Consider the following 26,876-nt stretch of genomic DNA (forward strand, 5'->3'; position numbering starts at 1 on the left):
GACCACAGCGGCAGCTTCAAGCCCAACGCCCAGGCCAGCATCGCCTTCAGCCAGCCCGGCGCGACGATGCGGGAGGACACGCTGGACCGCTGGCGCACCGAGCTGCGCCTGCAAACCAACGCCATCGAACTGAGCAGCTGGGACTACCGTTCGCTCGACACGCGTCCGGTGGGCGCCGCCAGCGCGGACGGCGGCGACGGATCTCCGCTGGTCAGCCGCGACGCGCCCGGCGCCTACGCCTACCAGTCACGCGAACAGGGCCAGCGCATCGCCGACAACCAGCTGCAGGCGTTCGAAGCCAGCAAGGAGATCCACGTCGGCGCCGGCACCGTGCGCACGCTCGCGCCCGGCACGACGTTCGCCCTCACCGGCCAGGCCCAGTTCGACCTGGCCGGCAGCGACGACGAGCGCAGCTTCCTGGTGGTGCGTACCGTTCACCTGATGCATAACAATCTCAGTGCTGACCTGAAGTCGAGCCTGATGCAGCGGCTCGGCGAAGGTCTGCTCGATGCGCTGATCGGCAAGGAAGAAAAAACCAGCCTGCACGCGGTGGGCAAGGCCATGGGCGAGCGGCCTTTGTACCGCGTCCGCATCGACGCGATCCGCAGCAACATTCCTTACCGCTCCAGCGGCACGGACGCCCACGGCCAACTGCTCCATCCGCGCCCGACCATTCATGGGCAGCAAACCGCCATCGTGGTCGGCCCGCCCGGCGCGCCGATCCACACCGACCGAGATCATCGCGTGAAAGTGCAGTTCCACTGGCAGCGTGGCGCGCAAAGCCACAGCCGCCTTCAACATCCCATGCCCGACGGCCACACCGGTGCGCCCGGCGACGACCAGGCGGGAACGTGGGTGCGCGTGGCCACGCCGATGGCGCCGGTGGCAGGAGCCAACTGGGGTAGCAGCGCCCTGCCCCGCATCGGGCAGGAGGTGCTGATCGATTTCCTTGAAGGGAATATCGACCGTCCTGTGGTGCTGGGAACCGTCTATAACGGGCGCGGCCAAGCCGACGCCCAGCACAACCAGGTGGCGGGCGGCGCGGGCGTGGCGACCGGCAACGCGCCGGCATGGTTCCCCGGCGAGGCCGGCGGGCATGCACATCCGGCGGCGCTGTCGGGCATCAAGACACAGGCGATCCAGTCGAGCCAGGGCGGCAGCGGCGCCTACAACCAGTTGGTGTTCGACGACAGTCCCGGCCAGTCGCGTCTGGGTCTGCAGCGACACGCCACCGCGCACCAAGGCACGGCCGAGTTGAACCTCGGCCATCTGCTGCACCAGAGCGACAACCAGCGCCTAAAGCCGGCCGGCTTCGGTGCCGAGCTCAAGACAGAGCACAGCATCGCCGTGCGCGCCGGCAAAGGACTGCTGCTGTCGACCGACGCGCGTGGCAGCGCCACCGGCAGCCAGATGGATTCGAAGGAGGCCATCACCCAGCTTGAAGAGAGTTTTCAGCTGCAAACCGATTTGGTCGAGATGGCGCAGAAACATCATGCAAAGCTCAAGGACGAGGCGGCGCCGGCGGAACTGTTAGCGATCAAACAGGTAAAGCATGTGGGCGACGTGCTGGAAGGCACGGAAGGAAGCGGGGTCACTGCGTACACCGAGGCACACCTCCAGCTTTCCAGCCCAAGTGGAATTACTGCGACTACACCTGTTAACGCGCTTTTTGCTGCCGGGCATACTACCAATCTAGTCGCTGGCAGGGATATAAATTTCGCAGCGCAAAGAAATACATTTCTAGCAGTAACCTCCGGTGTTGGCTTGTTTACCTACGGGAAAGCAACCAATCAAGATAAGCCCAATCAGGAGACGGGAATTCGTCTGCATACAGCCAGCGGCAAAGTGGTTAGCCAAAGTTCCTCCGGCCAAACCAAACTAACCGCAGACAAAGCTGTGACGGTGGTCAGCACCGTAAAAACAATCAGCGTTTCGGCGAAAGAGCATGTGGCTTTCGTGTCGCAAGGAGCATCACTTAAAATTATTGGGGGCAACATCGAAATCCATGGCCCTGGAAAGATTGAATTCAAGGCAAGCATGAAAGAATTGGCCGGGCCGGCAAGTAGCAGCTTCAGCGCTACTCTACCAGCCGGAGACCTCAAGGGCTGTGCCATGAAAATTGCAGCTGCCACAGAAGCAGGAGGAGCAAGTGTTCCCCGCTAACAGTTTTACGATGGAAGAACATAAATTATCTTCCCGTAGCGCGGACGAACTTTTGTATAACTTCGGCCGTGATCACAAACGTACTATTTTACTTATCGACAGATTCATCGATAATCCGCTACATGAACTGCTGGAGAGTTCAACACCTGTAGCGAAATCTCTCCCAGTTGATGATCCCATCTTCGAGGATAATTTGGCACGAGCGGCTCTTTTAGTTGAACTGCGGCACGAGATTCCATCCCACGCGGAAATTTTGCAAGAGAGCATTCGGTTGGCCAGTGCACAAAGTTATTGGACGGGTGCACCGCGAATTTGCGCTTGGATATTTACACCAGTTACGCTAGATCAAATTCGAAAGGAAATTCGATCGAATCTAAATGTGCGTTACCCTGACGGACAACAATATTATTTCAGATTTTTTGATCCTCGGGTTATGCCTCATTTAGTGCGCATTCTCACCGATTCCCAGAACGGCAATGTTCAAGGCGGTTTTTGCAAGTTGCTCGGATCAATACAGACATGGTGCCATCTCGACTTTGAGGGGAAAATGGTCTCATACAATAACGCCAATACCAAAGCCGCGCTTACACAAAAAGTTTTCGATCTAGACCAGAGGACCGCAGCTGCTGTTGACCGAATCGCAGTGCTAAATCTCACGATAAAAAAATTGGCTCAGATGGAAATTAAATATGAACATTCACATGGTTCATTGATCGATGAGGAAATTTTATATGCAGAGCATTTGGGAGTACGTGAAGCGGAAGACAAGGTCGCATCCGCTTGGCGAACATTCAGTAAAGGAAGAACCTTCTTTGACGAGAAGGATCTTAAAGATCTGATTGATAACGCCCAAGCAGAGGGCATACCCCTTGAAAGTTTGCTCTCTGCATATATCAAGTGAGATGACGATGAATATCGTATTTAAAGCTATCAGCGAATTGGTGAAGTGATGAAAGATTGCAAATTTTGCGACAAAGCTGGCCTTCTTATATTACCGCTCCGATACTCGGTGGTGGTCGGTGACACGATCCCGGCAAGTGTGCCGGCGCTTCCAACCACATTGGGTGAGTGGACTAAAGATATACCATTAAGCCACGCAAAATATTCGCCTCGACTTTTACGAAACGGGTATCTCTACGTTTTGACAAAGCGATCCGGAAAACTGTACTGGGACGGGTATGTTGTTACAGATGATTCCTTTTTATACAAATTTTCTGTTGATACACCACCACAGGCTCCGATAGTATTCTCTTGTGATCGTAACTCCTGCGGTATCGACGCCAGCATGATCAGCGTAGACAAGCCAGAATTCGTCGAAAAGCTTTATATGGTGTTCACACCAAGTGCCATGACTATGGCCAGTTTGGAAAAATACCAAGCAAACGCCGATGAGCGCGTATCAAAAGGCCAAATGCAGGAATTCCAACCCAGCGCTTGGATCAAAGGAAAGAATACTCAGAAACATAGCCTGCTGCCGACACAGCTAGGCACGCATGTTCCGGAATTCATTCTTGCTCATCAGATGGACAACGCGAAGAAAAGCGCGCTTGGTCAATTGATGACAACACAACTATATCCAGCAATTGATGATTCATATTGGGGAATTAAGCCAACGACGACCGTCTCCCTTCCTGGCGGGAGGTTGGGGTCAATCGAGAAAAAGATGGTTGGCTTGAAGTCCGCTGCATTTACGCTGTTCGACAGTATTGGTATCACACAGGAACTCAATAATTTCAGAAATTCTGCGTTGGCGCCAGTCGACATTTTCCTAAGCGAGCTTGACAGGAAAAAAGTTGATAATCAACGAAAAATGGAAGTAATGTTAGCGATCGACGATTTGAAAAGTGCGATTGTTGATATGGGCGTAGCTACGTCGCAAACACATATTGAACGAATCGAATCACTGGAACTACCTGATCCAGCTGCAGACAATGCAAAGTTCCTTCGAAAGCTGAATAGAATCCCGGAAGCAGAGGCCATCGAAGCGAGGATCGAAGAAACTGCTAGACGTCGAAAAGAAAGGAGAGCCTACTTGCTTTCTGACGAGCATGCGCTGGAAAAATGGACAAAAAAATATGAATCTCAATTATCGATCACGGAAATAAAGACGTTTCGTAGTAGACTGGAAACAATTTCATTGGAGGCCTCTAAACGAGCCGATGCTCGGGTAGGTGACCACGCCAGATGGATCACATCCTCCAAGCTCGTTAATGCATTTGAAAGTTATGATCCTGAAGACCAGGCAAGTGGCTTTTGTTTTACTTTCGAACATTCGCTATGTACTTTTGGCATGTTCGGCAATAAAAGAAATATTCATTTGCTTAAAAAATGGCTAGATGTTAGCGGTATTGAGCATGATAATTTATACATGCGAAGCAATTTTTTCAATTTAAAGTCTTTGTTGGAAGAAGCTGTCCCAGCGCTGAACAATGCCCGGAAAGAAGTCGCTCCGCTCTCCGACATTTCTCAAGTCCAAGGCGTCCCGTGGCTCAAACTAGGCAAGGGACTGATTGATGTTTTTAAGAAAACAGATTCCGCGTGGGATGAGTGGCTCCGCGACAAAGTCGTAAAGGGCATCCACGAAGGAAAGATTGTGCTAAAGCCGGGACAGCCAAGCCACAACTTATCAAAATTTCATCGCAGCGCCGAAGGACTGATGTTCGCACGTATTGCTGAATGGACGCAAGCATTGTCAACTACCAGCGGAAAAATGGACAAGGCAATCAGCGGGGTGGTCGGAATGATGTTATATACTCGACTGGGTGACCTTGCCGAAAAGATCGGATTTGACGAGTACATGCTAAAAATCAAACCTGAAAAAATAGCAGAATTAAAAGCACGGCAACAGAAAACTGCTGAATACCAGGCGAAAGCAGATGAACAAAAACGGAATGCTAAATCGAATATAGACAAAGCTACAAGAGTTGCTCAGACCGAAGCGTTGTCCAAGGCGAAAATTGATGCTGAAAAAGTTCAAGGTAGCATAGACGAATTGATTCGTGACGAGCAAAAGAAAGTAAAGGAAAAAGTCAAAATTACTTTAGATCAGCTAGACAAGGGTGCTCGCCCCACCACCAATAATTTTCGCCAAGCTCGCCTCGGCGTATTATTAATGTCTATCGAGAGCCTTTCATTGGCAATTAAGGTGGGACAGTTTAATAACTCGCCTAAACTTATCGCAGAAATTACCGCTTCTATACTTTCCTTATCAAGCATGACATTTGATTTGGTTTATGCGGTAGCAAAATCGATTCGTGAGATTTCCCCTTATGAAAAAATTGCTGGCATCAATAAGGCGGCCGATGTGATCAGAGGGGGCTTGAAACTTACTGCTGGCACTTTAAGCGCGTCGGCAGGCGCGATCACAGCTTGGCTAGATATAACATCAGGCGCTGCGGAGCTGAACAAGGAAAAATCTGATGAGGTTTTAGTAGGTATATACATTGGGCGCGCAATAGTTGGCATAGCCAGTTCAGCGTTGGGTTTAATAGCGGCATTTTCGTACAGCGCGCCGCTACTTTGGCGACTTGCTGGAAGTCAACTTATGAGTAAGTCGGTGATTGCATTGCGTTTGATCACGTTGTTCGCCAGTTCGGCAGCGATAGCAGAATCACTCGCCTTGACACGAACTTTAATGTTGATAAGATTAGCGAGACTTAACATGATTGGTGTCGCAATAACATTAGTTGAAGTTGGTTATCGAGTCTTCATTAAGGATGATGAGCTAGAAAACTGGCTTCAATCCTGTACATTTAGGCTCGATAAAGACGGCTGGTTTAGTGAGAAACCATTTCCTAATGTTGAGGCGGAGCTTGCAGAATTACGCTCTGCCGTTAAAGCGGTGTCGCTATGATAGACAAGATAAAAAAATTAGAGTTTGATAACGAGGAATTTTTTATTTTGGAAGGTAAGATTTCCGAACTCCAGATTGCCAAATCTTCGCAGAATTTATTAGAAAAAATCGATGGGCGGATTAAAGGCGGAAGTATCGCCGTAGGGACTGTGGCCGCCCTTACTGATATGCACGGAGTGTTAGCAAACTCATTGACGTTAAGTTTGTATGACGGGGAAGATCTTTTTAACTTCGCTGGACTGGTCGAGGGATATATCGTATTTGGCTCATTTTCAAAAGCAGATAAGATTAAAAATGAGGATAAAGTCCGAATCGTCGTTTCTAAGCGGGGCGAGGCACTGTATGTGCATAGTCTGCTAAAATTAGAGGATCATCTTCTGTTGCTACCCCTAATGGTATTTTCGGGAGACAAGGCTTTTTTCAGAAGCTGTATGAAATTCGCTTGGCGTTGCTGCCTTTTGGTTTGGACCTTTCTGATAGTTTGCCTTTACTTTTCACTCGATCAGAAATTCTACAGTTCAGACAAAGTCGTTTTTGTAGCAATATTGGTTTTCGTCCTCCCATTATTCTTTTTCCCGTTTGAATATAGGAGTTATAAAAGTATGCGTTATTATGGCCTTTATGGATCTGCCATTTTTAAGGCCTATGATCTGCCTCGCCCTGATGATATAGATATACGCAGTGGAATGACACATTACAAAGATGAAAGTTATGGATTTGGTGGCATAAACCTTGAAACAGCACTAGAAGGGCATAGAAAAAAATACGGCATTAATTGATTAAAAAGAAAGATATGTAAATGTTATTTAATAAGCTAGCTTGGCTTAGGCTGGTTTGCGAGAATTGAATTCGCCTTTTTTTGGCGCAAATACATTTTTTCAAGTTGGAAAAGGCAAAGCTACCAATATTAGTCGCTAATAGGTTCATCGCGCGTATTGACTGTACCAAACGTACTGGTGTGGAATTTCTAATCCTTTCAGAATTAAGGGTCCCGTTTAATTCGCCTAAAACATTAAGACAGTGTATGTCCGCGACCGGGCTATATGGAGATAATTTCCATTCGCTTTTAGAAAATCATAAATTTTGGTTGGCGTTGTGCATGCTTTTCTTTCCAATTATTCTTCCAATAACAACATTAGTAGGATTTTTCACGTGGCTTAGCTATAAAACTGCAACTCCGGTAAATTGGGCTCCCGATATTTTACATGATATGGGTCGACCAGATGCTTAACGATCCCCAAATCGGATCTCAGGTTGGCTAAGTTATAATACCGCCATTCCCATTGAATGGCAGCCAGATGTACTCACAGCCATCGGACCGCCGCTCATCTAAAGTCAACGAGTCGCATAAAGCAGTAGCAACTGAAGCTTCACTCGCAAAAAAGCCCACGTGAGCGAGTGTGCGTTGACCTCCTATATGATGGAGGGCTTGAGGGCACGGATTTCACCTTTTATAGCCTCGCTCAAAGATAAAGGTAGGAAGTTTTAAATTTAATGAAAGAAAGCATATTTGGCATCATCGAGGTCTATAAAAAGAACGTGCCCGCTGCGCCGGCCGCAATCAGTTTCAATCTGATTAAAAATGAATTTGCAGAAGCGATTGAATATAAAGGAATCATCGAAGGAAACCGCGGTGTCGTGGCATTCTTCGGTTTTTTGATATTTATTGTTTTTGCATTTGCAATGGCGCACCTAATTTCTTACGAACGTCAAAGGAAGTACCCTTCGCTGTTCGATCTTTCCATGACCGTGTTTTTTGTAACTGTATTCAGCACCTTTGCAGTGTACTTTTTCCTAAAATGTATTCGCATGGAACTCTTTCGCCCCGAGGACGAACCAATTATCTTCGACCGCAAGAATCGGAAGGTCTATAGAATTTTTCGTGAGATCGAACCAGGTTGGAGAAGACTACTAAAGAAATGGCCGGTCAAAGCGACGATCCATGATTGGAATTTAATTGACGCCGAACATCATGCAACAGTTAACGCCGACGGGTCTACGATAAGCCGTATTCACACGCTGATATTTCTCGTTCGAAAGAGCCGTACTGATTCTACAATTGTCGACAGTTTTACTTTGGGAAATGGCATGTTGCATGGTGAGGTGACAGTGTCTGCTGTTTACGAGCACGTCAGAAAATTTATGGAAGAAAACGGACCGCATGTGCCAACTGGCGACGTTTTATCGGATTATAAAAAACCTGCTACTTTTCTCGAATGTATGGCGCGCACCGGCCCCTATGGCGAAACGCTAAAGCAATGGTGGCGTAATGCGAAATACTTGACCATATTAGGATTTATTTTTTTCCTAATTACATTCCCTATAGCGACATTTGTTGGCCTTTTCTCTTGGCTGAGTTATTCGACTGCGACGCCGATCGAATGGTCAAGCGAGATCCGTGCGGCGGTCGGCCCGCCCGCGCCAAAACTTTAGGAAGGTTTTTTCCAGCTCGAAGAGTGTACGCGCTGCTAAGACCGCTAGTGAAAAAATGGACGCAACATATGGCATTTGGATAGCGTGGTCGGCTTTAGTGGTGGCGCCTTACAAATGATCGGGGCCTATGGGCAGATCAATATAACCCGCAAAGTTGGGGTCCCATGCAGCCCAAGCGGCAGTTGAGAAAACATCGGGCTGGGAGCGGTCAGGATACTTGGAGGGGTGACAGGAATGGCTGGAGGCTACATCCGCTGAGGGCCATATCGTTTTGGCTCTTTCTCAAAAGCAGACAAAATTAAATGAAGATAAAGTCCGAGTCGTCGTTTCCAAAAGGGATGATGCGCTGTATGTACATAGTTTGCTAAGATTAGAAACCATCTCTTGTTACTGCCACTCATGATATTTTCAGGTGATAAGGCTTTTTAAAAAGTTGTATGAGAGGCACTTGAAGAGCACAGAATAAATATGGCATAAGTGACTGACAGGCAAATCTTGAAAGTGGCGTTTAATAATCGCGTCGCGGCTGAGGTTGCAACCAGTTTTGTTGTTTGGACAGGTAAAATCTTTGCGCCGCAGACCACTATCAAAAACAACGGCAAAACCTTCGGGCCGAATGTGAGTCCCCTCCTGCCTTACCAGTGCTGGGATACGCGCGGGAAGCCTCAGGACTTTCCCGCATACTCCCGCAACCGTGCGCTCTACTAGTCCCGGTCGGACAGCGTCTCCGTTGCCGTTCTCGATATTAGCAACACTGATAAATTACTTGAAAAGTTGGGCGTAGCTCTACAAGGATTACTTAGCCAAAAAAAAATTATGAGCGAAGTCAATTACGCGGTCATCGAAGTAGTCGTCGAAGATCTGGAGATATTCAAAGCCCATGTGCGATTTCTTGCCAGCTCAAGAAAGAAACAGCGAGCGGCTGGCATCGTAGCGACGATTCAGGTTGCAGCAGGCGAACCCGGCGCGGTCCACAGTGCTCAGGCAGCGACCGATAGCGGAGATCCTGTCGACGGATTTAGAATGATGCTCGGATCACAGATAGTGAGCGGAAGCTTTTGGCAAACGACTTTTCAAAATGGCGATCGCGTCCAAGCGATAGGCGAGATGCAGGGCAATGTATTTCATGCGATTGCGGTCGTAAAACCCGCCGAGGGGATCATCTGGATGCAGCCGCATTGTGAGCGGGGGACGAGTGCAAAAACCAGACGCCTAGTTACCTGCTCGCTGGCATTTGCTGCGGCAATATTTTTAGTTGAGGCTATCCTGCTACGTAATGTGGCGATTCCCTTGTGGCTGTTATTGCTCGCATCGACGCTGGCGGTGACCGTCATTTTTGTTGCGACCGTGGGAATGAGCTGGAAGGACTTTATGACTTTTGCAAAAGAGATGAATAAAGTTGGGAAGGCATTGGCACTAACGGCGCCAGAAGAAATCGACTTAGTGGAATCTACAAAACGAGCTCGACGACAGGGCAAGCCAGACTTGCCTATGGGCGTTTTCTATTTATAAGGTCTTCTGCTCAAAACGTGACGGTTCTCATGAGCCACGGTATCCCGATTGCGCGGCAGTCCTTCCGCCCCGCCAAGCCGCCACGTCGCTCTATTCGGTGCCAAAGCAAGGTGCGCGCCCTGTGACGCCCTTCCCAGCGCTCGGATAGGCACCTGAAGCCGCATCGGCTTCGCCACGATGTTAACCTTGGAAATCGGAGGATCCGCGTAGCTGGCCTGCTGTCGACCGGCTGATGCTACCAAATGTTTCGAATGACATCGATCAATTTGAACGACGATGGTATCCCGGTTGAAAACATCCTCACTGTCCCTTTACTGTACGCTTGATCCAGTTCATACCCCGGTCGTATAACCTCTCTGCCCCGTCCTCGATATCACCGATTTTCTTGGCTCCAGCGGCGGCCGCATCCCTGCCCGCCTTGGTCGTGGCGTTATAGGCGCCCTCCACCGCGTCGGATGCCTCCTGCGCCTTTCGCCGTGCATAGGCGGCAGCTTCCTGCGCCTGGTGCTGGGCGGCTTCCGCGGCGTCATTGGCCGCCTTGGCGGTGGCGTCATACGCCCGCTTGGCGGCGGCTGCGGCCTCATCAGCTTTTTGCCGCGCATAGTCGGCCGCTTCCCGCGTTTTGCGCTGGGTGTAGGCTGCAGCTTCCTCGGCCTTGCGTTTGGTGTACTCCGCCGCCTCTTCGGCCTTGCGTTGGGCTGCCGCAGCAGTGTCCTTAGCGGCCTTGGTCGTGGCGTCGACCGCTTCCCCGACCTGCTGTTTGCCGGACTCGTAGGCATCCCCGACGGTCTTGCTCACGGCGTCGCTCTTGGCCACGACCCAATTACCCCATTCGGTCCAGACACTGACGTTCGATTCCCACACGCCCCGTGGTTTGAAGTAGCTGAACGGCTCGATGTTGTCGATAAAGTCGACCTTGGAGTCGTGGATGAAGGTCGAGACGAAGTTCACCACGCCGTTGTTCGCCGGCTTGTCCCAGGCTGACAATTGCCAGTCTTCAGGCTTAATATATTGGGCATAGCTATTCACGGCACTACCGCCAATCCGCAGCCATTCACCGGCTTTGGCCACTTCGCGGTACCGGTCCACTTCCCATGCCATTCCCTTGGGGCCCAAGGATTTGAACGTACTCGCGGCACGGCTGCGAGCGCCCGGGGTTTCGATGCCCCGGCGGTGTATTGTTCCACTAGCGCTGTAAAACACTTCGAGGTGGCGTTTCATCTGGTTTTCTACCGTCCCGCTCATGGCGCCGCAGGCGGCCATATAGTCGCGATACGCGGCCTCCGTCGTCTCCAGACACTCAAATCGCTCAGTGAAGAGCGTATAAGTCTTCGCTTCGATTTCCTTGTAACTTTTCATCCTGACGCCGCTAAAAACGGCCTCGCGCATCATGTCGCGCATTGGAATTCGAGCGTAATTATTCTTGATGCCTTGGTCGTCCGCAGCATAACCGCCGCCGACATCGGAGTGCACGCCCGGATAAACGTTCTCCACCCACTCTCCAGCCAGCTTCCCGTTTTTCCTGATCAGATCCACCGGGAACGCAACACGCACCTCGTGCGCCGCCACATAGGGGACGCAGCGTTCGATAAGCGGCGACACGACCAGTTCGCGATCGCGGAAAGGCAGCTGGACATTGTGCGCCGGCAGTCCGAAGGACGCGACCGTGTCGAAAATGCCGAGGAAGCTGGGTCGCATCGGATAATTTTCGAGCAACAAGTCATTGCCGCTTTTCTTGCAGTTGGTAATAATGCGATGAGAAAACGCCCTCGCCAGCGCCGCTCCGCGCGAGAAGCCGAAGAAAGACATGTCGATCATTTTGATCAGACGATGTTTTGCCAGGGCTTCGTGCACCTGGGCCATACCCTTGGCGCTGGCGGCAGCGGCGTATTTTTCCACCTCGAGGCCTTGCGCTTTTGCCCGTAAAAGAAGCGCGTCGAACATGCGTTGGTTGACAGCGTCCTCGAAGCCCGCGCTTGCCACCGCGCCAAAACTCGAAGCCTTCGATGGCGGCAGTCCTGGAACGGACTGGCCGGTTTATCGGGAACATCGCGGGAAACTGCCTCTACCACAGTGTTTCATTTGCCATGCCGATCATCCATTTTTGCGGCTGCCTTTTCACCGCGCGCGGTGGTGCGTGGGAAGTGGACCGATGTTACGAGCTCAACAGTGTCGTCAGGGTAGATGTGAACGGAGATAAACTTCGCACCAGGCACGATTTGGCTCTGGGTCAGCGCCAGAGCGTTTTTGTTCTGAACGGTTTCGCCGTTCCCAGGCGTTCCTTTCGGCCCATCGAGCTTCCAAGTGACGATTTTGGGCCCCAGCATCAATGCAAAGCCGGCTGTCGTGCTTTTGCCCGTTTCAGGATAGGCGCCAGAGACCTCGTAGCCAATGCCATCCACATTCACCGCGAAAATCGGTCGGTCCGAGTAGTTGAACAACACCAAATCTAGTACGACACGCATTTCCCTAGCCTCGCATGCATTAAGTAAAACAAACCCGAAGGCGGCGAGCATAATCTTGCGCCGCTTGGTCCCGCTAATCTTCTCCAATTTTGTTTTTAACATATCTCAATCCATTGTTGAGGGCACCGACACCGCCGGCCGATGCGCCGTGTCCAAAGTTACGGCATCAGGTTCGTCGCGGCGGAGAATCGCATCCCGCCGCTTTACAGGCGGCCAACAGCGCTGCGATGTCGTCATCTTCCGGTAGCCAGGCGCCATCGTCGGCGAGACGCAAAGGTAATTCACTAGATCCTTCATGGCCTCAGACCAATGTTCCGACCAAGTCATCCAGTTGTCCTTGCGCCAGCATCAATGGTTTTGAGGACCGGTCTTGGTACGGAGTACGCTGCGCGGAGATGATCTCGCCGCAGCCCTGTCAATATACCCTTTGGCGCTAACAAGGTTGCACCGTTGCGCACTGCAATGTGAGCAAGCCGGCCCGTGCTGCGAACCGATCGCACTCTTCGCTGCGATTAGCTGCAACCCACGTAGTTCTCGTCGGGCTTGTCGGCAGCGGCCATCATGCCGAAGGACTGGCTGCTGTAGACGCGCATACGCGCATATCGCGCAAGTGGTGAACTGCGGGTGCCGCCAGCTCACCAAGGTGGTGATTTCACCGTTGGCCTTCTGCAGATTCATCCCTACACGCACAGTCTTGCCTTGGTGGCGATGGCGATCATGGCGCCTCTCGTGTGCGGCAGCTCCTCCTCGATCGACATGGGACTGTCCGACGCATTCTTCACCCGACATAGCTGGTGCGGACGTCGTCGTCTCCAATGGCGCGGCCTTGACCTCGAGTTTGTTGGTGTCTGCTTTACTGCGCCCAAGTGGTTGGAATACGCCATCGTTTCAGGGGGAGCTGCCAAGCCGACGCAGTTTTTGCCCGGCTAGACAAACTGCTTTAGCAGCGTGATGCCGCCACGGTGTCGCCGGTCGACTCCGCAGGGTCAGCCGCTTGCGTGGTCTTGTGGCCCGATACCAAGCCGGCGCATGCTGCGCCGTACCCGTCGATGTACAGTTTCAAGCATGTGACGCGCAGGTAAGATAGCCGCCTCTGTGCTGCCATGCGCCCCCCTTATCGAGAACTCGACCGTTTTCTTCTGACAGATATTGACTCCCAAATGCCGCAGATTTCGAACGAAAAAATCAAACCGGGCATACTTCGTTGACGATGATTCGTCCCTGAAAGCATCCTCACTGTCCCTTAACTGTGCGCTTGATCCAGTTAAGCCCCCGGTCGTACAGCCGCTCCGCACCATCCTCGATATCGTCAATCTTCTTGGCCCCAGCGGCGGCGGCATCCCTACCAGCTTTTGTCGTGGCGTCGTACGCGCCCTCTACCGCGTCGGCGGCGGCCTGCGCCTTTCGACGCGCGTACGCGGCGGCCTCCTGTGCCTTATGCTGGGCCGCTTCGGCCGCATCGTTCGCGGCCTTGGCCGTGGCATCATAAGCACGCTTGGTCGCAGCAGCAGCCTCGTCCGCCTTTTGAGAGGCATATTTTGCCGCCTCCGCAGCTTTACGCTGGGCGTACGCCGCAGCTTCTTCGGCCTTGTGCTTTGCGTATGCGGCAGCTTCTTCGGCCTTTTGCTTGGCAGCTTCAGCGGCGTCAGTGGCCGCCTTTGTCGTGGTATCGACGGCTTCTCCAACCTCTCTCTTGCCGGCTTCATAGGTATCGCCGACGGTTTTGGTCACGGCGTCACGTTTGCCTCCCATCCAGGTTCCCCATTCGGTCCAGACGTTCGTCGTCGATTCGTCCACCCCGCGAGGCTTGAAATAGCTGAAAGGCTCAGCCAGATTGAAGATAAAGTCAACCTTTGAGTCATGAATGTAATGAGCAACGAAATTAACTACTTCGTCCGTGGCGGGCTTATCCCACGCACTAAGCTGCCAATCCTCCGGCTTGACGTATTGGGCGTAGCCTCTCACTCCCGCTCCTGCAACACGCAGCCAGCCGCCAGCTTTAGCGGCGAGCCGGTATTTCTTAACTTCCCATGCCATCCCCTTAGGACCGATTTTTTTGTACGGGTCATCGTTCCGCCGGCGATCACCCGGTGTTTCAATCCCCCGCCTAGCCATGGTACCGTTCGCGCTATAAAACACCTGCAAATGGCGTTTCATTTGCGTCTCGACCGTGCCTGACATCGGCCCGCATGCAGCCATGTAATTCCCATAAGACGTCTGAGTAATGTCGAGACATTCAAAGCGCTCTTTGAAGATTGTGGTACTCGCTTTTTTGATCTCGTCATATGGCAGCAAACGCACTCCACTGGCGATGGCCTCACGCATCATGTTGCGCATTGGAATACGCGCGTAGTTGTTATCAATGCCTTGTTCGTTTGGACCATAACCACCGCCAACATCTGAGTGGACGCCCGGGTAGACATCCTCCACCCATTCCCCAGCCAGCTTCCCGTTTTTCCTTATCAAATCAACAGGAAACGCAACCCTAACCTCGTGAGCCGCTACATAGTGAACGCAGCGTTCGACGACTGGCGACACGATCAGTTCACGTTCTTGGAACGGTAGCCTGACGTTCTTCGACGGAACGCCAAATGATGCGACAGTGTCAAAAACCCCAAGAAAACTCTGTCGCACGGGATATCCATGCAACTTCAGCCCATCCTCACTTTTCTCGCAATTGGCAATAACTCGATTGGAGAAAGCGCGGGCCAAAGCTGCCCCGCGAGAAAATCCGAAGAAGGACATATCGATTACTTTGACCAACCGGTACTTAGATAGAACTGCATTGATGTCCGCAAGACCTTTTTGGGCGCCCGACGCAGCATATTTCTCGGTTTCGCCACCCAGTGCTTTTGCGTTGCGTATCAGCTGTTCCGCTAATGCCTCGCTGACCAGTCGGTCTCCAAGCTGGAGCCTACGCGAACCACCGGCTCCGAAGCCTTCTCCACGTTTACCATCTTCAGTCCAAATACCAGCTGAATCGATCCAATTCGCCGCTTTCCCGTTAAAGGGCGTGCCTACGCCCGAAATATAAATGGGGAAAATATCCTTGTTACCGAACTGCTGCATTGCATAATACAAGCGGCCGACGTTGCTCCACTTGTTTAATTTGACCCCCTTAACCGTACCATCGAATTCTTGGTTATTGCCCGTTCCGTCAAAGAACACGGTAAGCCGAACTACATCCCGGCAATCCTGGAATGGCCCGCGCTTTTCATCTGCGACATCGCGATTGGCGGCCTTCGCGCCAGTTACGGCATCATCAGCCATGATTTTTACCGTCCTTGGCGACCAGACTCAAGCCTTTTGCGCTGGGCCCAGGGCGTCCCACGCTAGTCGAGAGTTCTACCGTTTCGTCTGGATAAATATGAATCCCAAGATACTGGGCGCCAGGAAGAATATCAACCAACTCGAGACGATTCTTGTTGACAAGGGTGTCCCCGTTGCGCGGCAGACCTTCTGGCCCGTCAAGCCTCCAGGTCACTTTCTTCGGTCCTAAAGTTAGCTCGACGCCTCCGGTCACACCCTTTCCAGTATTCGGATAGGCGCCAGAAGTCTCATCGCCTTTGCCATCGATATTAACTTCAAAAATGGGACGATCCCAATAGCTGAAAACGATAATGTTCAAAACCACTTTCATAGACTTCGCCTCACAAGCATTGATAAAAAACAGGGAACCTAGCGCGGTGATGAAGACGCGACGGCTGAGACGCTTATCCTTTGCAATTACTAAACTCATGGCAACGACTCCATTGCTTCTGAAAATCTAATCTCTCCGTTTTTCACACGCGCCAGTACACCCGCGATTACGCTATCCTCGTTCCAACGCTTACCGTAAATCAACGTCATACTTACGTAGTTCACAAGGTCCTTCATAGTTTCCAGGCCAATATCCCTTGCTCCAAGCAAAGCGCGCGCGACGTAGCCGTAGCGTGCCTGAGGCCGAATGTCGCGCAATAAGTGCGGCTGGTTTAAATCTACATAGTACAAAACGTGGTCGGGCGTGCTTGCGTCCACCAATTCATCGACTTGAGGTTGCCGCAACTTCAACGGCTTACTCATGTGTATGGTAGGCGTCTCGACTTCAATAGCAATGGTGTGCATTTCTCCGTCACGGTCCCAATACCACCATCCAGAAAGGCCGCCGTAAAGAAGAGCGAGTTGTTCATTGTCGAATACCGGTCCCTTCACATACAGCGTGCTATCGTCCGGCTGACCGATCAACGTGCCGAGTATCGCGGGATCCCAAAACGCAAAGAACATTTCGGTATCATCCGGCAAACGAATCTCAGTAAGCTGCTTTAACTGCTCAAATAAACTACCAAATTCCAATTTGCTAGCCACAACGGTCACGCACGGCTTTCGCACGCCCATTCGGGCAATCCACTCCCATGCGCTTCCTCCGCGCGCGGGGCTGGGCAAGCTCACAAGATGCGGCGAGTTTTCCGCAAGTGGACTGCCCTGAGTTGCGCCAAGCAGGCAGCGCACTTCGCCGCCAACGGCCGTGAGCGCACCCGGCAAATCCTTTTCCTGCGCGCTGTCGGCGATCGCGTACCAATTCCACTGGGGATGATTTGAAGCCACTGTGGCCAGCGCATCGAGATGCGGATACTTTTCCATACTTACACCCACTTACTGATAAAGGCCGTGCGCTGCTTTGCGCGCTTGGCCAGACATTCGACGCACAGCTCCCGCGGCGGCGGCGCCCGCTTGGCACTGCTGTCACCCTCGCCTGCGGCCACGTTCTTCTTGCCGAAGCCGAAAACTAATAACAGACCACCGGCCGCGCCCAACAGCACTCGCCGGCTAAACCGTTTGGATGCCTCGATCACGCCTACGCCCCCTTGTTAATGAACGCGGTACGCTGTGCGGCCCGCTTGGCCAGGCATTCGATACACACCGACTGCGGCAGGATCGGCAACTTGTAGTTGACTTCCTGGCCGCCGGAGAAGCTCTTCTTCGCCGCGTGAATCGTGATCTTGCCTGGACACTGGATCGTGATGTTGCCGCCAGTGATGGTGATGTTCGCCCCGCCCGCCGTCGACAAGCTGATGCTCTTGGCCGCCGCCCAGTCGATGTGCGCGTTGGCGCTGACGATGTTGACGTCGTCGCGCGCCTGCACGTTGAGCACGTCGCCCTGCGCCTGCAGATCGATCGCGTCCTTGGCCGCGATCAGTTGCAGGCCCATGTTGTTCTCGCCGGCCTTGACCGCGCCGCCCAGCATGCCGATGGCCTGGCCGCTGTGCACGCGCATCTGCCCGCCGGTGGCGAACTGCGTGTCCTGCCCGCTCATCAAGGTGATCGTTTCGCCGTTGCTCAGCATGCCGGAGACGGCCGTCAACATCGCCTTGAGCGGCGCGGCTTTGTCGTCGAGCTTGCTGGTGTCGGCCTTGGCCGCGCCCAGGTGGCTGGCGTACGCCACCGTCTCGTGCGTCTTGGCCGCGCCGCTGAAGGTCTCGCCCAGCTTGACGGCCTGCTTGAGCAGCGCCATGCCGGCCGTGTTGTCGCCGGCCGGCTCGCGCGCATCGGCCGCGTGCGTGATCTTGTAGCTCGACACCAGCAAGCCGGCCCCGGCGCGCACCGCGCCGTAGCCGTCGGTGCGCAACTCCGCCCCGGTGCCGCGCAGGCTGCCGCGATAGTTGTCGGCCGCGTGGATCAGGTGGCCCAGGTTCAGTTCACTGGCCGCGTGGCTGCTCTTGAGCTGGATGCGGCCCTGGTTGTCGGTGTCGTCGAACAGCAGCTGGTTGTAGCCGGCGCCGCCGAATTCCTTGCTGCGGATGCCCCATTGCGCCGCGCTGTTGCGATGGCCTGCCGTATCGGCGGCGGCGCCGTGCCACAGCGGGCTGTTGCCGCCGGCGACGTTGCCCTGCCCCGAGACGCCATGGTCGTGCGCCGACTGGAACACGGCGGTGTCGCTGTCGCGGTCGCTCTTGCCGCCTGGCGTGGGCGCTTGGCCGCCCTCGCCCTGGCCGTTGTAGAGCGCGCCGACGATGATGGGCCGGTCGATATCGTTTTCGAGGAATTGCACCAGCACCTCCTGGCCGATGCGCGGCAGGAACTGGCTGCCCATGCCGCCGCCGGCCGAGCGCTGCGCCACGCGCACCCAGCAGGTGGCGCTGGCGTCCTGCTGCCAATGGTAGCGGATGCGCACACGGCCCAGCTTGTCGCAATAGATCTCGTCGGCGCCATTGGCGCTGCTGCCGCCGTCGACCCCGACGACGATGGCGCTCTGGCTGCCGTGCGCGGTCGGTTTAGGGTGATGGCGCAGGCCGTTCTCGCCCACCACCGGACGCCATGGCGTGTCGGCGGCGATCGCCTCGAAGTGGTTGGCGTAACCGCTGTCGCTGGCCTGCGCGATGACGGCGGCGAAGTTCTCCGGCTGTTCGCGCAGCGATTCCTCCAGCAATTCCGGTATCGGCCCGAACAGTTCTTCGAGACCCTGCTTTGCCGGTGTCGGCAGATTGTTCACCCCCACGCTGACCACGCGCAGCACCACATAGGCCGGTTCTGCCTCGCCACCGGCCAGCGGGCCCTGCGTCAACGTGAAACGGGTGCCGGGGCGCAAGGTGCGCACCGTCGAACGCGCGTCCCACAGGTGGCGGCGCGCTTCGTTGGCTTCCATTTGCAGCAAGGCGTAGCGTTGCGCCTGACCGCTGTCGGCGAAAAAATATTGGCCGGGCGTGTCGTAACTCTCCAGCATCGGCGCGTTGGCGCCGCCGACCGGCTGGTTGGTCGGCACGCTGGCGCTGACGGCGCTCTTGGCCTTGTAGTCGTAGCTCAAAACCGTGCTGAGCGCGGCGCGCAGGCTGCGGTGCGCGCGCAGGGCCTGGATGGTGTCGGACGATTCGCCCACGCGCGCGCCATGGAAGCGGATGCCGCCGCCGGCCGCGCTGCTGGCGTCCTCTGGCGTCGCGCTGGTTTCGACGCTATTGGCGAACAGCACCATGCCATGGCCGTCGTCGGTTTCCTCGAAGCGCCAGGCCAGGCCCTCTTCGGTCAGCAGCCGGGTGATGAAGTCGAAATCGGATTCGCGGTACTGGCAGCAATAGCTGCGCGCGCCGGCCGCTTCCATGAACGGCGCCGACTCGTCGCTCCAGCGCCACACCGCCAGCGGCGCGTGCTCCTGGAACACCGCTTCGACGATCTCGATGACGGTCTTGTCTTGCCATACGCGGCTGTTGCGCACCTGGCTCAGGCGCCACAACCATGGCGTCAGGCGCAGCCGGTAGCGCGCCAACCCGCCGAAGCTGCCCAGCATCGCCGCTTCGCTGACCAGGCCGCTGAAGCGCGCGCGGGTGCCGTCGGCGAGGCTGGCTTCCAGCGTGGCCGGCTTGCCCAGCAACGGCGCCAGTTCGATAAAAGCGTCGGTCGACAGCGCGATGATGTCGCGCGCGCCGATCGCCTGCAACCCTTCGTCGGCGGCGAAGGCCTTGACCATTAGGGCCGGGCCGTCGTCGCCGAAACTGAGCGCGTACAGCCGCGTGGCGCTGGTGAACTCCGCCAGCGCGCCGACAACCTGGTCCACCAGGGAAAAACTCATCGCGCCACCTTGCAGTCGCCGGTAGCGTTTCTGGCGCGAAGTGTATTAGCGATCATGTCTAACCGTAGCACGGCTGCCCTCGCGGGTCCAATTGATTGAATGTGGATTTTCTGAGGCATCGGCTCTGAAATGGTAATTGCTAAAATATCGAGATATAAGGGTAGGACACGCAGAAAACAATCCAAGACGATCAATGCCTAGGGTTGACTTTGGGCGACTACCATATCAGTTGGATGGCGACGCCACCAATTCGATCCCTTGAATAAAAGTTTTTACCGCCGCACTTCCATCCATCTTGGCCCCATCTTTCAAGCGCAGCACTTTCGCGTTGCCACAGAAATTATTGAGCTTCCCATACAGGCAAAAGTTTAACTCCCGAAGCCGTTCATCAGCAGGTGATTGCATATCGTCGATCAACGACAAATGGCCTTTCGCGTTTTTCGAGCGGATAGACTGAACCTTAACTTCCGGTGCCGGATTTTCAAATCCGGTAGGGGCCGATGTGGGCAAACAACTAAAATTGAGCCGTATCGACGCGAGGGTCCCTAACGATGTCATAACCCCGATCCACCACCATTGTAAGCATTTCATCTGATTCACTGTCTCCAACGAGTTTGGCAAACTGCCACTCGTCTAGCGCAGGCTTGTCAACGACGGCGCAGACCGCAGAGACAACCGGCGGTTGCTGCCAAGTCCCGTCTCGGCCAACGAACGACCACCGTTTCGCAGGACCGGCCATCTGACCCTTCTGTTCATGCGTCAGCACAGAAAAAATCGTCGGCAGTCGCCGAGTGTCCGGAAACCGGAGAGTAAATCTTTGTCCGTCGGCCTCGATGACACACCATGCGGCTAAGCGTTCCGCCAGTTCAGACTTATTCTCGCGCGTCTCAATAACGCTAACCATGGGCCAACCGCTACACTGAGTCAGATAGCGAGCAAAATGCGGAGAAATCGATTGCTTTCCAGCTTTACATGATCCGCCACTTGCAACCATCGCGAGATCATCACGTGGGCATCAAACGGCGTATAGCCGGCCAAAGGCGTGCCGATGTATTGGCTCATCTGGTAGGCGCTGCTGTCGGGCTCGGATACAGCCATCAATGCCGACACCTGTTGCGCCGTCAGCGCCACCTTTACGGGAGCGGACAATGCTTTTTCAGGTTCCACCATCAATGGCAACCAGACGGCGTCGCGGCCCGGATAGATCCAACGCGTCGCGGGGCCGAGGAACTCGCCCCGCCGCTGCTGGTCGTCCAACGCCTCGACGAGCATCGGAAGGACACGTGTGTCCGCAAACGACAGTGCCACAGTGGCAGCGGCAGCAAGATTGATTCGAGGAGGCAATCACGCAACTGGAGGAAAACGTACAGGCACAACCGTCTCTAACGAGCATTTCCTGGGCGATGCGCGACAGGAACTGGCTGCCCATGCCGCTTGGCCGCGCGGTGGCCGCACGCACCCAGCCTGTGCCCCTTCGCGCAGCGCGCATCTTCAGCTATTTGAGGACGATTGGCGGACGTGGAAGAGCTCTATCTCGATCGGAACGTTCGAACAATATTTCCACATGTCCGTCCTCACTAACGGCCACTTCAAAGTTTTGCGGGTCTTCATATTTGGGCAAGGCAATCGGTGTAACCTTCAGCTTGCCATCAGGTGAGCGGATTTCAACTTGCACCTGCTGTGCTGGGCTCCATTTTTCAGGCAGATAGAAGCAGCAATTAAACGCGCTTGCCATGTAACCATTCACTGGATCTGTGTCGACAGCGTTTTCTTTGTTGTCAACAGAACTAATACCAAGCTGCAGCGCTTTGGAACTGTAGTTCAACACGCGAAGCGACACTTCGCGTTCATCGACCTTGCCGCCATAGCGATGTCTGCCGTTGATGCCCCGCTCAGGCTCAGGGGACAGCAGCCTGCGTTTCAACGGCGCCTTTTCGAGGCCCTGGATGTCGGTGATGTAGCCCGTGTCGGAACGCCCGGCCGGCGACTCTGCGCCTTTCGGCGCAAAGTAAAGGCTCCCTTGACCTCGCAAAGACAGTGCGCGCATAGGCGGCGACCGCTGCGTAGCGGCGGCCTCGACCGCGTTGATGGGGCCGCGCTGGACCTCATCACCACTCATGTATGAAAACACGCCGTAACCGTCTGGATACTTTCGAATTTTCATCACGTCCACCTCTGCCCCGGTCTCCGGGCTGACGAGCGAATAGATTCCGGAAAACACATCTGTATCGGCCGCGCTACTGGCGGCGATGAACCAAAATCCAGCACAGGCTGCCCTTAGAGCAAATAATTTCTTCATACGCGATCAAGTTAGGCGGTGTGCGCGACTAGCGTTTCGTCTGCGGTCTGTGCAACAGGATAAGGGTTGCCTGACGGCGTAACCTGTACATAGACCGCGCCCTTGGGTTTAAAGCGGTCATTTCCCATGTAGATTTTTCGGTAGCGCAGGAATCCGCCATGGAGGAAGCTGCCTTCCCGGCCCTCGGAAACGAAGCCTGCCGCTCGACACGCATCCGCAGTTTTGCGGGAGGGACGATAGCGGGTGACCTTATCGAACTCTTCCTTAGTCAGCGGTTTGGGCTCGGGACCAACGGGGTTGGTACGCCAGGCGTTGATCTGGTCCTCGCGCTCAGCCAGCTTTTCCATCTCGAAAATCAGGTCTACCGAATCCGTGCCGAACGGCTTGAACCAGGCGCGCGAATCGTGGACATAGTTGTCGAACAGATCGGTGATGGCGGCAGGTGGCGCAGGCTTATCCCAGTATTTTTCGATGGTCGGCCATTCGTTATAGCTGAACGGGGTCTGGCGCGTGTCGTCCGTGGTCATGTTGTTTTTCCAGTCGCGCCATTTTTCAAACAACTTGATTTCATCAGCAAGCTCTCTGTCCGCCGCGAGAACGTCTTCGCGGTCGCAACTATCGCTGTCGATAACGCTCTGCAAGGACTTCATGTTGCCGACCATCTTTTTGCGCCATAAGATATAGAGCTCATGCTGACCGGCCATGATTTCGTGGAGTTGAACCACGGAGTTCGGCTTCGGCTTAGGACAGGCGTTAACGTAGGCGTTAAATGTCTCGATGAGCTTGGGGCTCACGCGGAAGGCTTGTTTAACCGATTCCGGCGCTTCCTCCAATTTAATCGGCACTCCGGCAAGCCTTGCCGCGCGGTACATCATCGACAATGGAATACGCGACAGCACGTCGGCCCCTTCCGTATCCTTGCCACGTCCCTGCTCCTTGGGCAGATAGCCCCCGCCGACATCCGAGTGCACGCCGGGCATGACGATCTCGGTGCAACCGGCCAACGAGTTGTTCTTGACCATAATGGAATCGAGCGGAAACGAGCGCCGGATTTCGTGCGAGGATACCAAATGCAGGCATTTAGTGGGCAATATGTCGGGCAGCTTGAGCGAGTACTCGGCATCGGCCCATCCATAGTGTCCGTGCGCGCCGAACAGGGGCGCCGACGAGGCTAGTCCCACCGATGCGACGGTGTCGAACAGTCCCATGAAATCAAACGTCACGGGGATGGAACCCAGCGTTGGCCCTGATTTTTTATGCAGTGATGCATCCAGCTTGCAGAGCCAGAGAAACCAATTGGCAAAGACACGTGCCTTGGCTGCACCGCGCGAGAAGCCAAAGATCGAATAGTAGAGATTTTTGACCACGCCTTTGTCTTTGCTTTTACCGATTCCGATCGGCAGGTAAACGTTGAGTTTTTGGTGCAGCTCGCGCAAGGTCTTGGTAAAGGCTGCACCCAACTTATCGATGTCGCGTCCACCTGCGGCAGAAAACCCGTCCCCAGCTTCCTCAAAACTGGGAAGGTCGAGCGAGTTGTATTCCTTGAGAAACGCAGCTTCGCTGACGAGTTTCGCATCGAGATAGTACTCGTGGACGTGATTGATGGCCTCGACCAGCGCCCAGATAATCCGGTTCTGCCCCAGCTTGGCAAATGCCAGCCCATCCTTTTTCATCTTGTCTTTACCCGTGTCCCCAACAGCATCGAACTTGGTACCCACCCCAGGGATGTAAGTGCGAAAATAATGACGATACTTGGCTTTTGCGTCTGGCCACGGCACGCCTTTATCGCTCCCCGGAAAGGCCAAGTACAAACGCGCCACGTTACTATGGTTGTAGGTGGCTAGATCCCGCTCCAAATTGTTATTCGTTCCGTCAAAAAAGAAGCCGAAGGTCAAATTGACGTCGCAACTAGGCGGCATTACACCTGCTTCCGAACACTCTCTCGCAGCAAAAAAGCCCTTGATAATGGGCATTTCGGTCCTTTTAGAAAAGAATTCATCCGCAGACGGATCCGCAGATTCGAGACCGAGCGGAGAACAAAAAGACGCGGTCATTGCTCCTCCTCCAACCCTTTAATGATGCGTTTTGACGTTTCTATACCATTTTTAAGCAATCTGACTTGATCCGAGGTTAGATCGCTCACACCAGCCGCATATGCCTCCTCCATACCAGCCAAGGTCTTCTTTTCGCGCGCCAGAGCTTCGTTCCTTTGCTTTTTCACGTATTCAGGCGACTGCACCGGGCGACCTCGCACTCGCCCAGGCCATTCCCGTCGTGTAGGGCCGAAACTGGACACGACTGCCTCTGCGCGTCCATCTTCATGCATCGCAAGCCAGATATCTCCGGCCATTCCCCCTGCATACGGCGGCACGTCGACCAACTGTTCATGCCACGTCCGGTCCGGATAGAAGCTGTACTTTACGATCACCTGATAGCCGGGGTGCCACTCGGCCGGAATTCTGAAGCAGCAAATCGTGCCGCCCGAGCCATAGGGGTTGAGCGCATCGCCGCCACTGCGGTTGGATTTGTCCAGCGGATCGACGACAGTCAGTTGAACCTCTTTCCCGGAATAATTGATTGAACGTACCGCAGCGCCTAAGGACTTCGGCTTTTCGGGCTGCGCAGATGCGCAGGACGCCAGCAGCGTCGCCATGCACACCATCAATCCGAACTTGCGGAACGTGTGTTTAGATATCGCGCTCATCGAGTTTCCTTCCACCAACTTAATCTGTTTTCGTGCTTTAAATGCGCCAGCGCTAGGTCGCACCAATCCGGGTAGTCCGAGCGTAATATTCAAGTCTATGCCAAGAAAGCTCGCGTCTCGTCCAGTGTGCGCGGCCCGCCACCAGGTTCCAGCAGCGCCAAATACCGAGCGTCCTCGATCAACTCGGGACGTTCAAGACCAAATTCACACAAAGCAAAACGATCACGACTACTTTCCATCTTCACGTGATTCGCCACTTGCAACCATCGCGCGATCATCAGGTGCGCATCAAACGGCGTGTAACGCGCCAAAGGCTTGCCAATGTATTGGCTCATCTGATATGCGATGCTGTCGGGCTCGGAAGCGGCCATCAATGCCGACACCTGTTGCGCCGTCAGCACCACCTTTTCTGCAGCGGGCAATGCCTTTTCCGGCGCCACCACCAATGCCAACCGTACGCCGTCGCGGCCCGGATAGATCCAACGCGTCGCTGGGCCGAGGAACGCGCCACGCTGCTCCGCGTCCAGCGCCTCGACAAGCGTCGGAAGGATACGTGTGTCCGCGAACGACAATGCCACCGTGTAGTCGTCAGCGTCGACGACGCACCACGGAATCAGCCGCGCCGCCAGCTTTTCAATCGGCTCGGGCGAGACGATGATGCTAAGTGCCGGCAGGCCATTGGTCATCTCAAGAAGCGCGTCCCATCGCTTACGATACACGTCACTATACTGCACCAGTATCGGTCCCAATCCCAGCGTTTCGCTATCTGCTGATGGCGCGGTGGCGTACAGCGGCTGGTACAGCAAGTAGTCCATCTTTTCCAACTTCTGATAGAACGCTTCATTGTGCACGCCGTCCACAAGGGCATAGATGAAGCCTTCGCTGCCGCGCAAGCCTTCATGCAACGCCTCTTTCCAACCGGCGAGATGCGGGTTAATCAGCATCAGGGTCCTTAACTTTGTACCAGTGAAAACGGTGAGCCGGACTTGGCGGCGTCGCGTTTACATTTTTTGCAGATCGAGCGCGGCATAGCTGGCAAGGCGTAGCTCACGCGCTCCGGCCCGGTGAAGCTCTTCTTACCCGCATGGATCATGATCTTGCCCGGGCACTGCACCGTGATGTTGCCGCCGGCAATGGTGATGTTGGCCCCGCCCGCCGTGGACAGGCTGATGCTCTTGGCCGCAGCCCAGTCGATGTGCGCGTTGGCGCTGATGATGTTGACCTCGTCGCGCGCCTGCACATTGAGCACGTCGTGCTGCGCCTGCACGTCGATCGCATCCTTAGCCGCGATCAGTTGCAGACCCATGTTGTTCTCGCCAGCTTTGACCGCACCGCCCAGCATGCCGATGGCTTGGCGGCTGTGGATACGCATCTGCCCGCCAGTGGCGAATTGCGTGTCCTGTCCGCTCATTAACGTGATCGTCTCGCCATTGGCCAGCTGCAGATTCTGCCCGGCCAGCACGCCCAACCCAGCCTTGGCGGCGATGGTAATGATGGCGCCGCTAGTGTGCGGCAGCTTGTCGTCTCCCGGCGCGACCGGCTTCTCAGGTGCCTCGGCCTTGGCTGCGTCAACGCTGTCCTGGCTCAGCATGCCCGATGTAGCCGTCAACATAGCCTTCAACGGCGGCGCCTTGTCGTCGAGCTTGCTGGAGTCGGCCTTCGCCGCGCCAATATGGCTGGCGTACGCCACGGTCTCATGCGTCTTGGCCGCGCCGCTGAAAGTCTCGCCCAGCATCACCGCCTGCTTGAGCAATGCCATGCCGGCGCTGTTATCGCCGGCCGGATCGCGCGCGTCGGCGCCGTGCGTGATCTTGTAGCTCGACACCAGCAAGCCGGCCCCGGCCCGCACCGCGCCGTAGCCATCGGTGCGCAGTTCGGCGCCGGTGCCGCGCAGGCTGCCGCGATAG

Annotated in this window: 21 protein-coding genes; 6 read left to right on the top strand and 15 right to left on the bottom strand. The window is 54.8% G+C overall.

All coding sequences use genetic code 11. The features are described from left to right. From BMX85_RS29345 to BMX85_RS29360, 6 genes are all read left to right on the top strand, one after another. Positions 1–2,163 (top strand): type VI secretion system Vgr family protein (locus BMX85_RS29345; RefSeq protein ID WP_090328214.1); only part of this gene is annotated, 2,163 nt, incomplete at its 5' end. A 10-nt stretch (positions 2,164–2,173) separates the two neighbouring features. Then, on the top strand, positions 2,174–3,064 hold the full coding sequence (locus BMX85_RS29350) for a DUF4123 domain-containing protein (RefSeq protein ID WP_143068101.1): 891 nt from the start codon (positions 2,174–2,176) through the stop codon (positions 3,062–3,064). 48 nt (positions 3,065–3,112) lie between these two features. Further along, entirely contained in the window at positions 3,113–6,016 is a 2,904-nt protein-coding gene (locus BMX85_RS30310; protein ID WP_143068102.1) for a T6SS effector BTH_I2691 family protein, read from the top strand. Beyond that, positions 6,013–6,795 carry a hypothetical protein gene (locus BMX85_RS30315; RefSeq protein WP_143068103.1) on the top strand — a complete coding sequence of 261 codons (783 nt, stop codon included), beginning with the start codon at positions 6,013–6,015 and terminating at the stop codon, positions 6,793–6,795. The genes BMX85_RS30310 and BMX85_RS30315 overlap by 4 nt, the downstream gene beginning before the upstream one ends. A 715-nt stretch (positions 6,796–7,510) precedes the next feature. Then, positions 7,511–8,449 carry a DUF6708 domain-containing protein gene (locus tag BMX85_RS30320; protein ID WP_143068104.1) on the top strand — a complete coding sequence of 313 codons (939 nt, stop codon included), beginning with the start codon at positions 7,511–7,513 and terminating at the stop codon, positions 8,447–8,449. An 816-nt stretch (positions 8,450–9,265) separates the two neighbouring features. Beyond that, positions 9,266–9,961, top strand: a complete 696-nt coding sequence (locus BMX85_RS29360; RefSeq protein ID WP_143068105.1) for a putative type VI secretion system effector — start codon at positions 9,266–9,268, stop codon at positions 9,959–9,961. 300 nt (positions 9,962–10,261) lie between these two features. Here BMX85_RS29360 and BMX85_RS29365 read toward each other — a convergent pair whose 3' ends face one another. The 15 genes from BMX85_RS29365 to BMX85_RS29430 form a co-directional block, all read right to left on the bottom strand. Next, entirely contained in the window at positions 10,262–11,905 is a 1,644-nt protein-coding gene (locus BMX85_RS29365; protein ID WP_143068106.1) for a T6SS phospholipase effector Tle1-like catalytic domain-containing protein, read from the bottom strand. 134 nt (positions 11,906–12,039) lie between these two features. After that, on the bottom strand, positions 12,040–12,528 hold the full coding sequence (locus BMX85_RS29370) for a hypothetical protein (RefSeq protein WP_143068107.1): 489 nt from the start codon (positions 12,526–12,528) through the stop codon (positions 12,040–12,042). A 1,131-nt stretch (positions 12,529–13,659) separates the two neighbouring features. Continuing rightward, positions 13,660–15,696, bottom strand: coding sequence for a T6SS phospholipase effector Tle1-like catalytic domain-containing protein (locus tag BMX85_RS29375; protein ID WP_090328243.1), 2,037 nt, complete (start codon positions 15,694–15,696; stop codon positions 13,660–13,662). After that, positions 15,689–16,165: a hypothetical protein gene (locus BMX85_RS30325; RefSeq protein WP_143068108.1), complete on the bottom strand. Its 477-nt coding sequence runs from the start codon at positions 16,163–16,165 to the stop codon at positions 15,689–15,691. The genes BMX85_RS29375 and BMX85_RS30325 overlap by 8 nt, the downstream gene beginning before the upstream one ends. After that, on the bottom strand, positions 16,162–17,046 hold the full coding sequence (locus tag BMX85_RS29385; protein ID WP_090328251.1) for a DUF4123 domain-containing protein: 885 nt from the start codon (positions 17,044–17,046) through the stop codon (positions 16,162–16,164). Before BMX85_RS29385 ends, BMX85_RS30325 begins: the two co-directional genes overlap by 4 nt. A gap of 2 nt (positions 17,047–17,048) precedes the next feature. Next, entirely contained in the window at positions 17,049–17,258 is a 210-nt protein-coding gene (locus BMX85_RS29390) for a hypothetical protein (RefSeq protein WP_090328256.1), read from the bottom strand. A gap of 2 nt (positions 17,259–17,260) precedes the next feature. After that, the gene (locus tag BMX85_RS29395) at positions 17,261–19,966 is read right to left on the bottom strand and encodes a type VI secretion system Vgr family protein (protein ID WP_090328259.1); all 2,706 of its coding nucleotides are present in this window, start codon (positions 19,964–19,966) and stop codon (positions 17,261–17,263) included. A gap of 225 nt (positions 19,967–20,191) precedes the next feature. Next, complete coding sequence (locus BMX85_RS30330; RefSeq protein WP_177196910.1) at positions 20,192–20,566, bottom strand: hypothetical protein; 375 nt, start codon at positions 20,564–20,566, stop codon at positions 20,192–20,194. Further along, positions 20,481–20,960: a DUF4123 domain-containing protein gene (locus tag BMX85_RS31620; RefSeq protein ID WP_143068110.1), complete on the bottom strand. Its 480-nt coding sequence runs from the start codon at positions 20,958–20,960 to the stop codon at positions 20,481–20,483. Before BMX85_RS31620 ends, BMX85_RS30330 begins: the two co-directional genes overlap by 86 nt. Beyond that, complete coding sequence (locus BMX85_RS29405) at positions 20,891–21,238, bottom strand: hypothetical protein (RefSeq protein ID WP_090328266.1); 348 nt, start codon at positions 21,236–21,238, stop codon at positions 20,891–20,893. The genes BMX85_RS31620 and BMX85_RS29405 overlap by 70 nt, the downstream gene beginning before the upstream one ends. Before the next feature lie 223 nt (positions 21,239–21,461). Then, a complete protein-coding gene (locus BMX85_RS29410; RefSeq protein ID WP_090328271.1) occupies positions 21,462–22,265 on the bottom strand; it encodes a DUF3304 domain-containing protein in 804 nt (267 codons plus the stop codon). Positions 22,266–22,276: 11 nt separating this feature from the next. Continuing rightward, positions 22,277–24,319: a T6SS phospholipase effector Tle1-like catalytic domain-containing protein gene (locus BMX85_RS29415; RefSeq protein WP_090328275.1), complete on the bottom strand. Its 2,043-nt coding sequence runs from the start codon at positions 24,317–24,319 to the stop codon at positions 22,277–22,279. Further along, a complete protein-coding gene (locus BMX85_RS29420; RefSeq protein ID WP_090328278.1) occupies positions 24,316–24,969 on the bottom strand; it encodes a DUF3304 domain-containing protein in 654 nt (217 codons plus the stop codon). The genes BMX85_RS29415 and BMX85_RS29420 overlap by 4 nt, the downstream gene beginning before the upstream one ends. Before the next feature lie 95 nt (positions 24,970–25,064). After that, a complete protein-coding gene (locus tag BMX85_RS29425) occupies positions 25,065–25,913 on the bottom strand; it encodes a DUF4123 domain-containing protein (protein WP_090328280.1) in 849 nt (282 codons plus the stop codon). Between the two features lie 8 nt (positions 25,914–25,921). Continuing rightward, a partial coding sequence (locus tag BMX85_RS29430; RefSeq protein ID WP_143068111.1) for a DUF2345 domain-containing protein occupies positions 25,922–26,876 on the bottom strand: 955 nt, incomplete at its 5' end.

The organism is Duganella sp. CF517, assembly GCF_900110275.1.
In the GTDB taxonomy this organism is placed as follows: domain Bacteria; phylum Pseudomonadota; class Gammaproteobacteria; order Burkholderiales; family Burkholderiaceae_D; genus Rugamonas.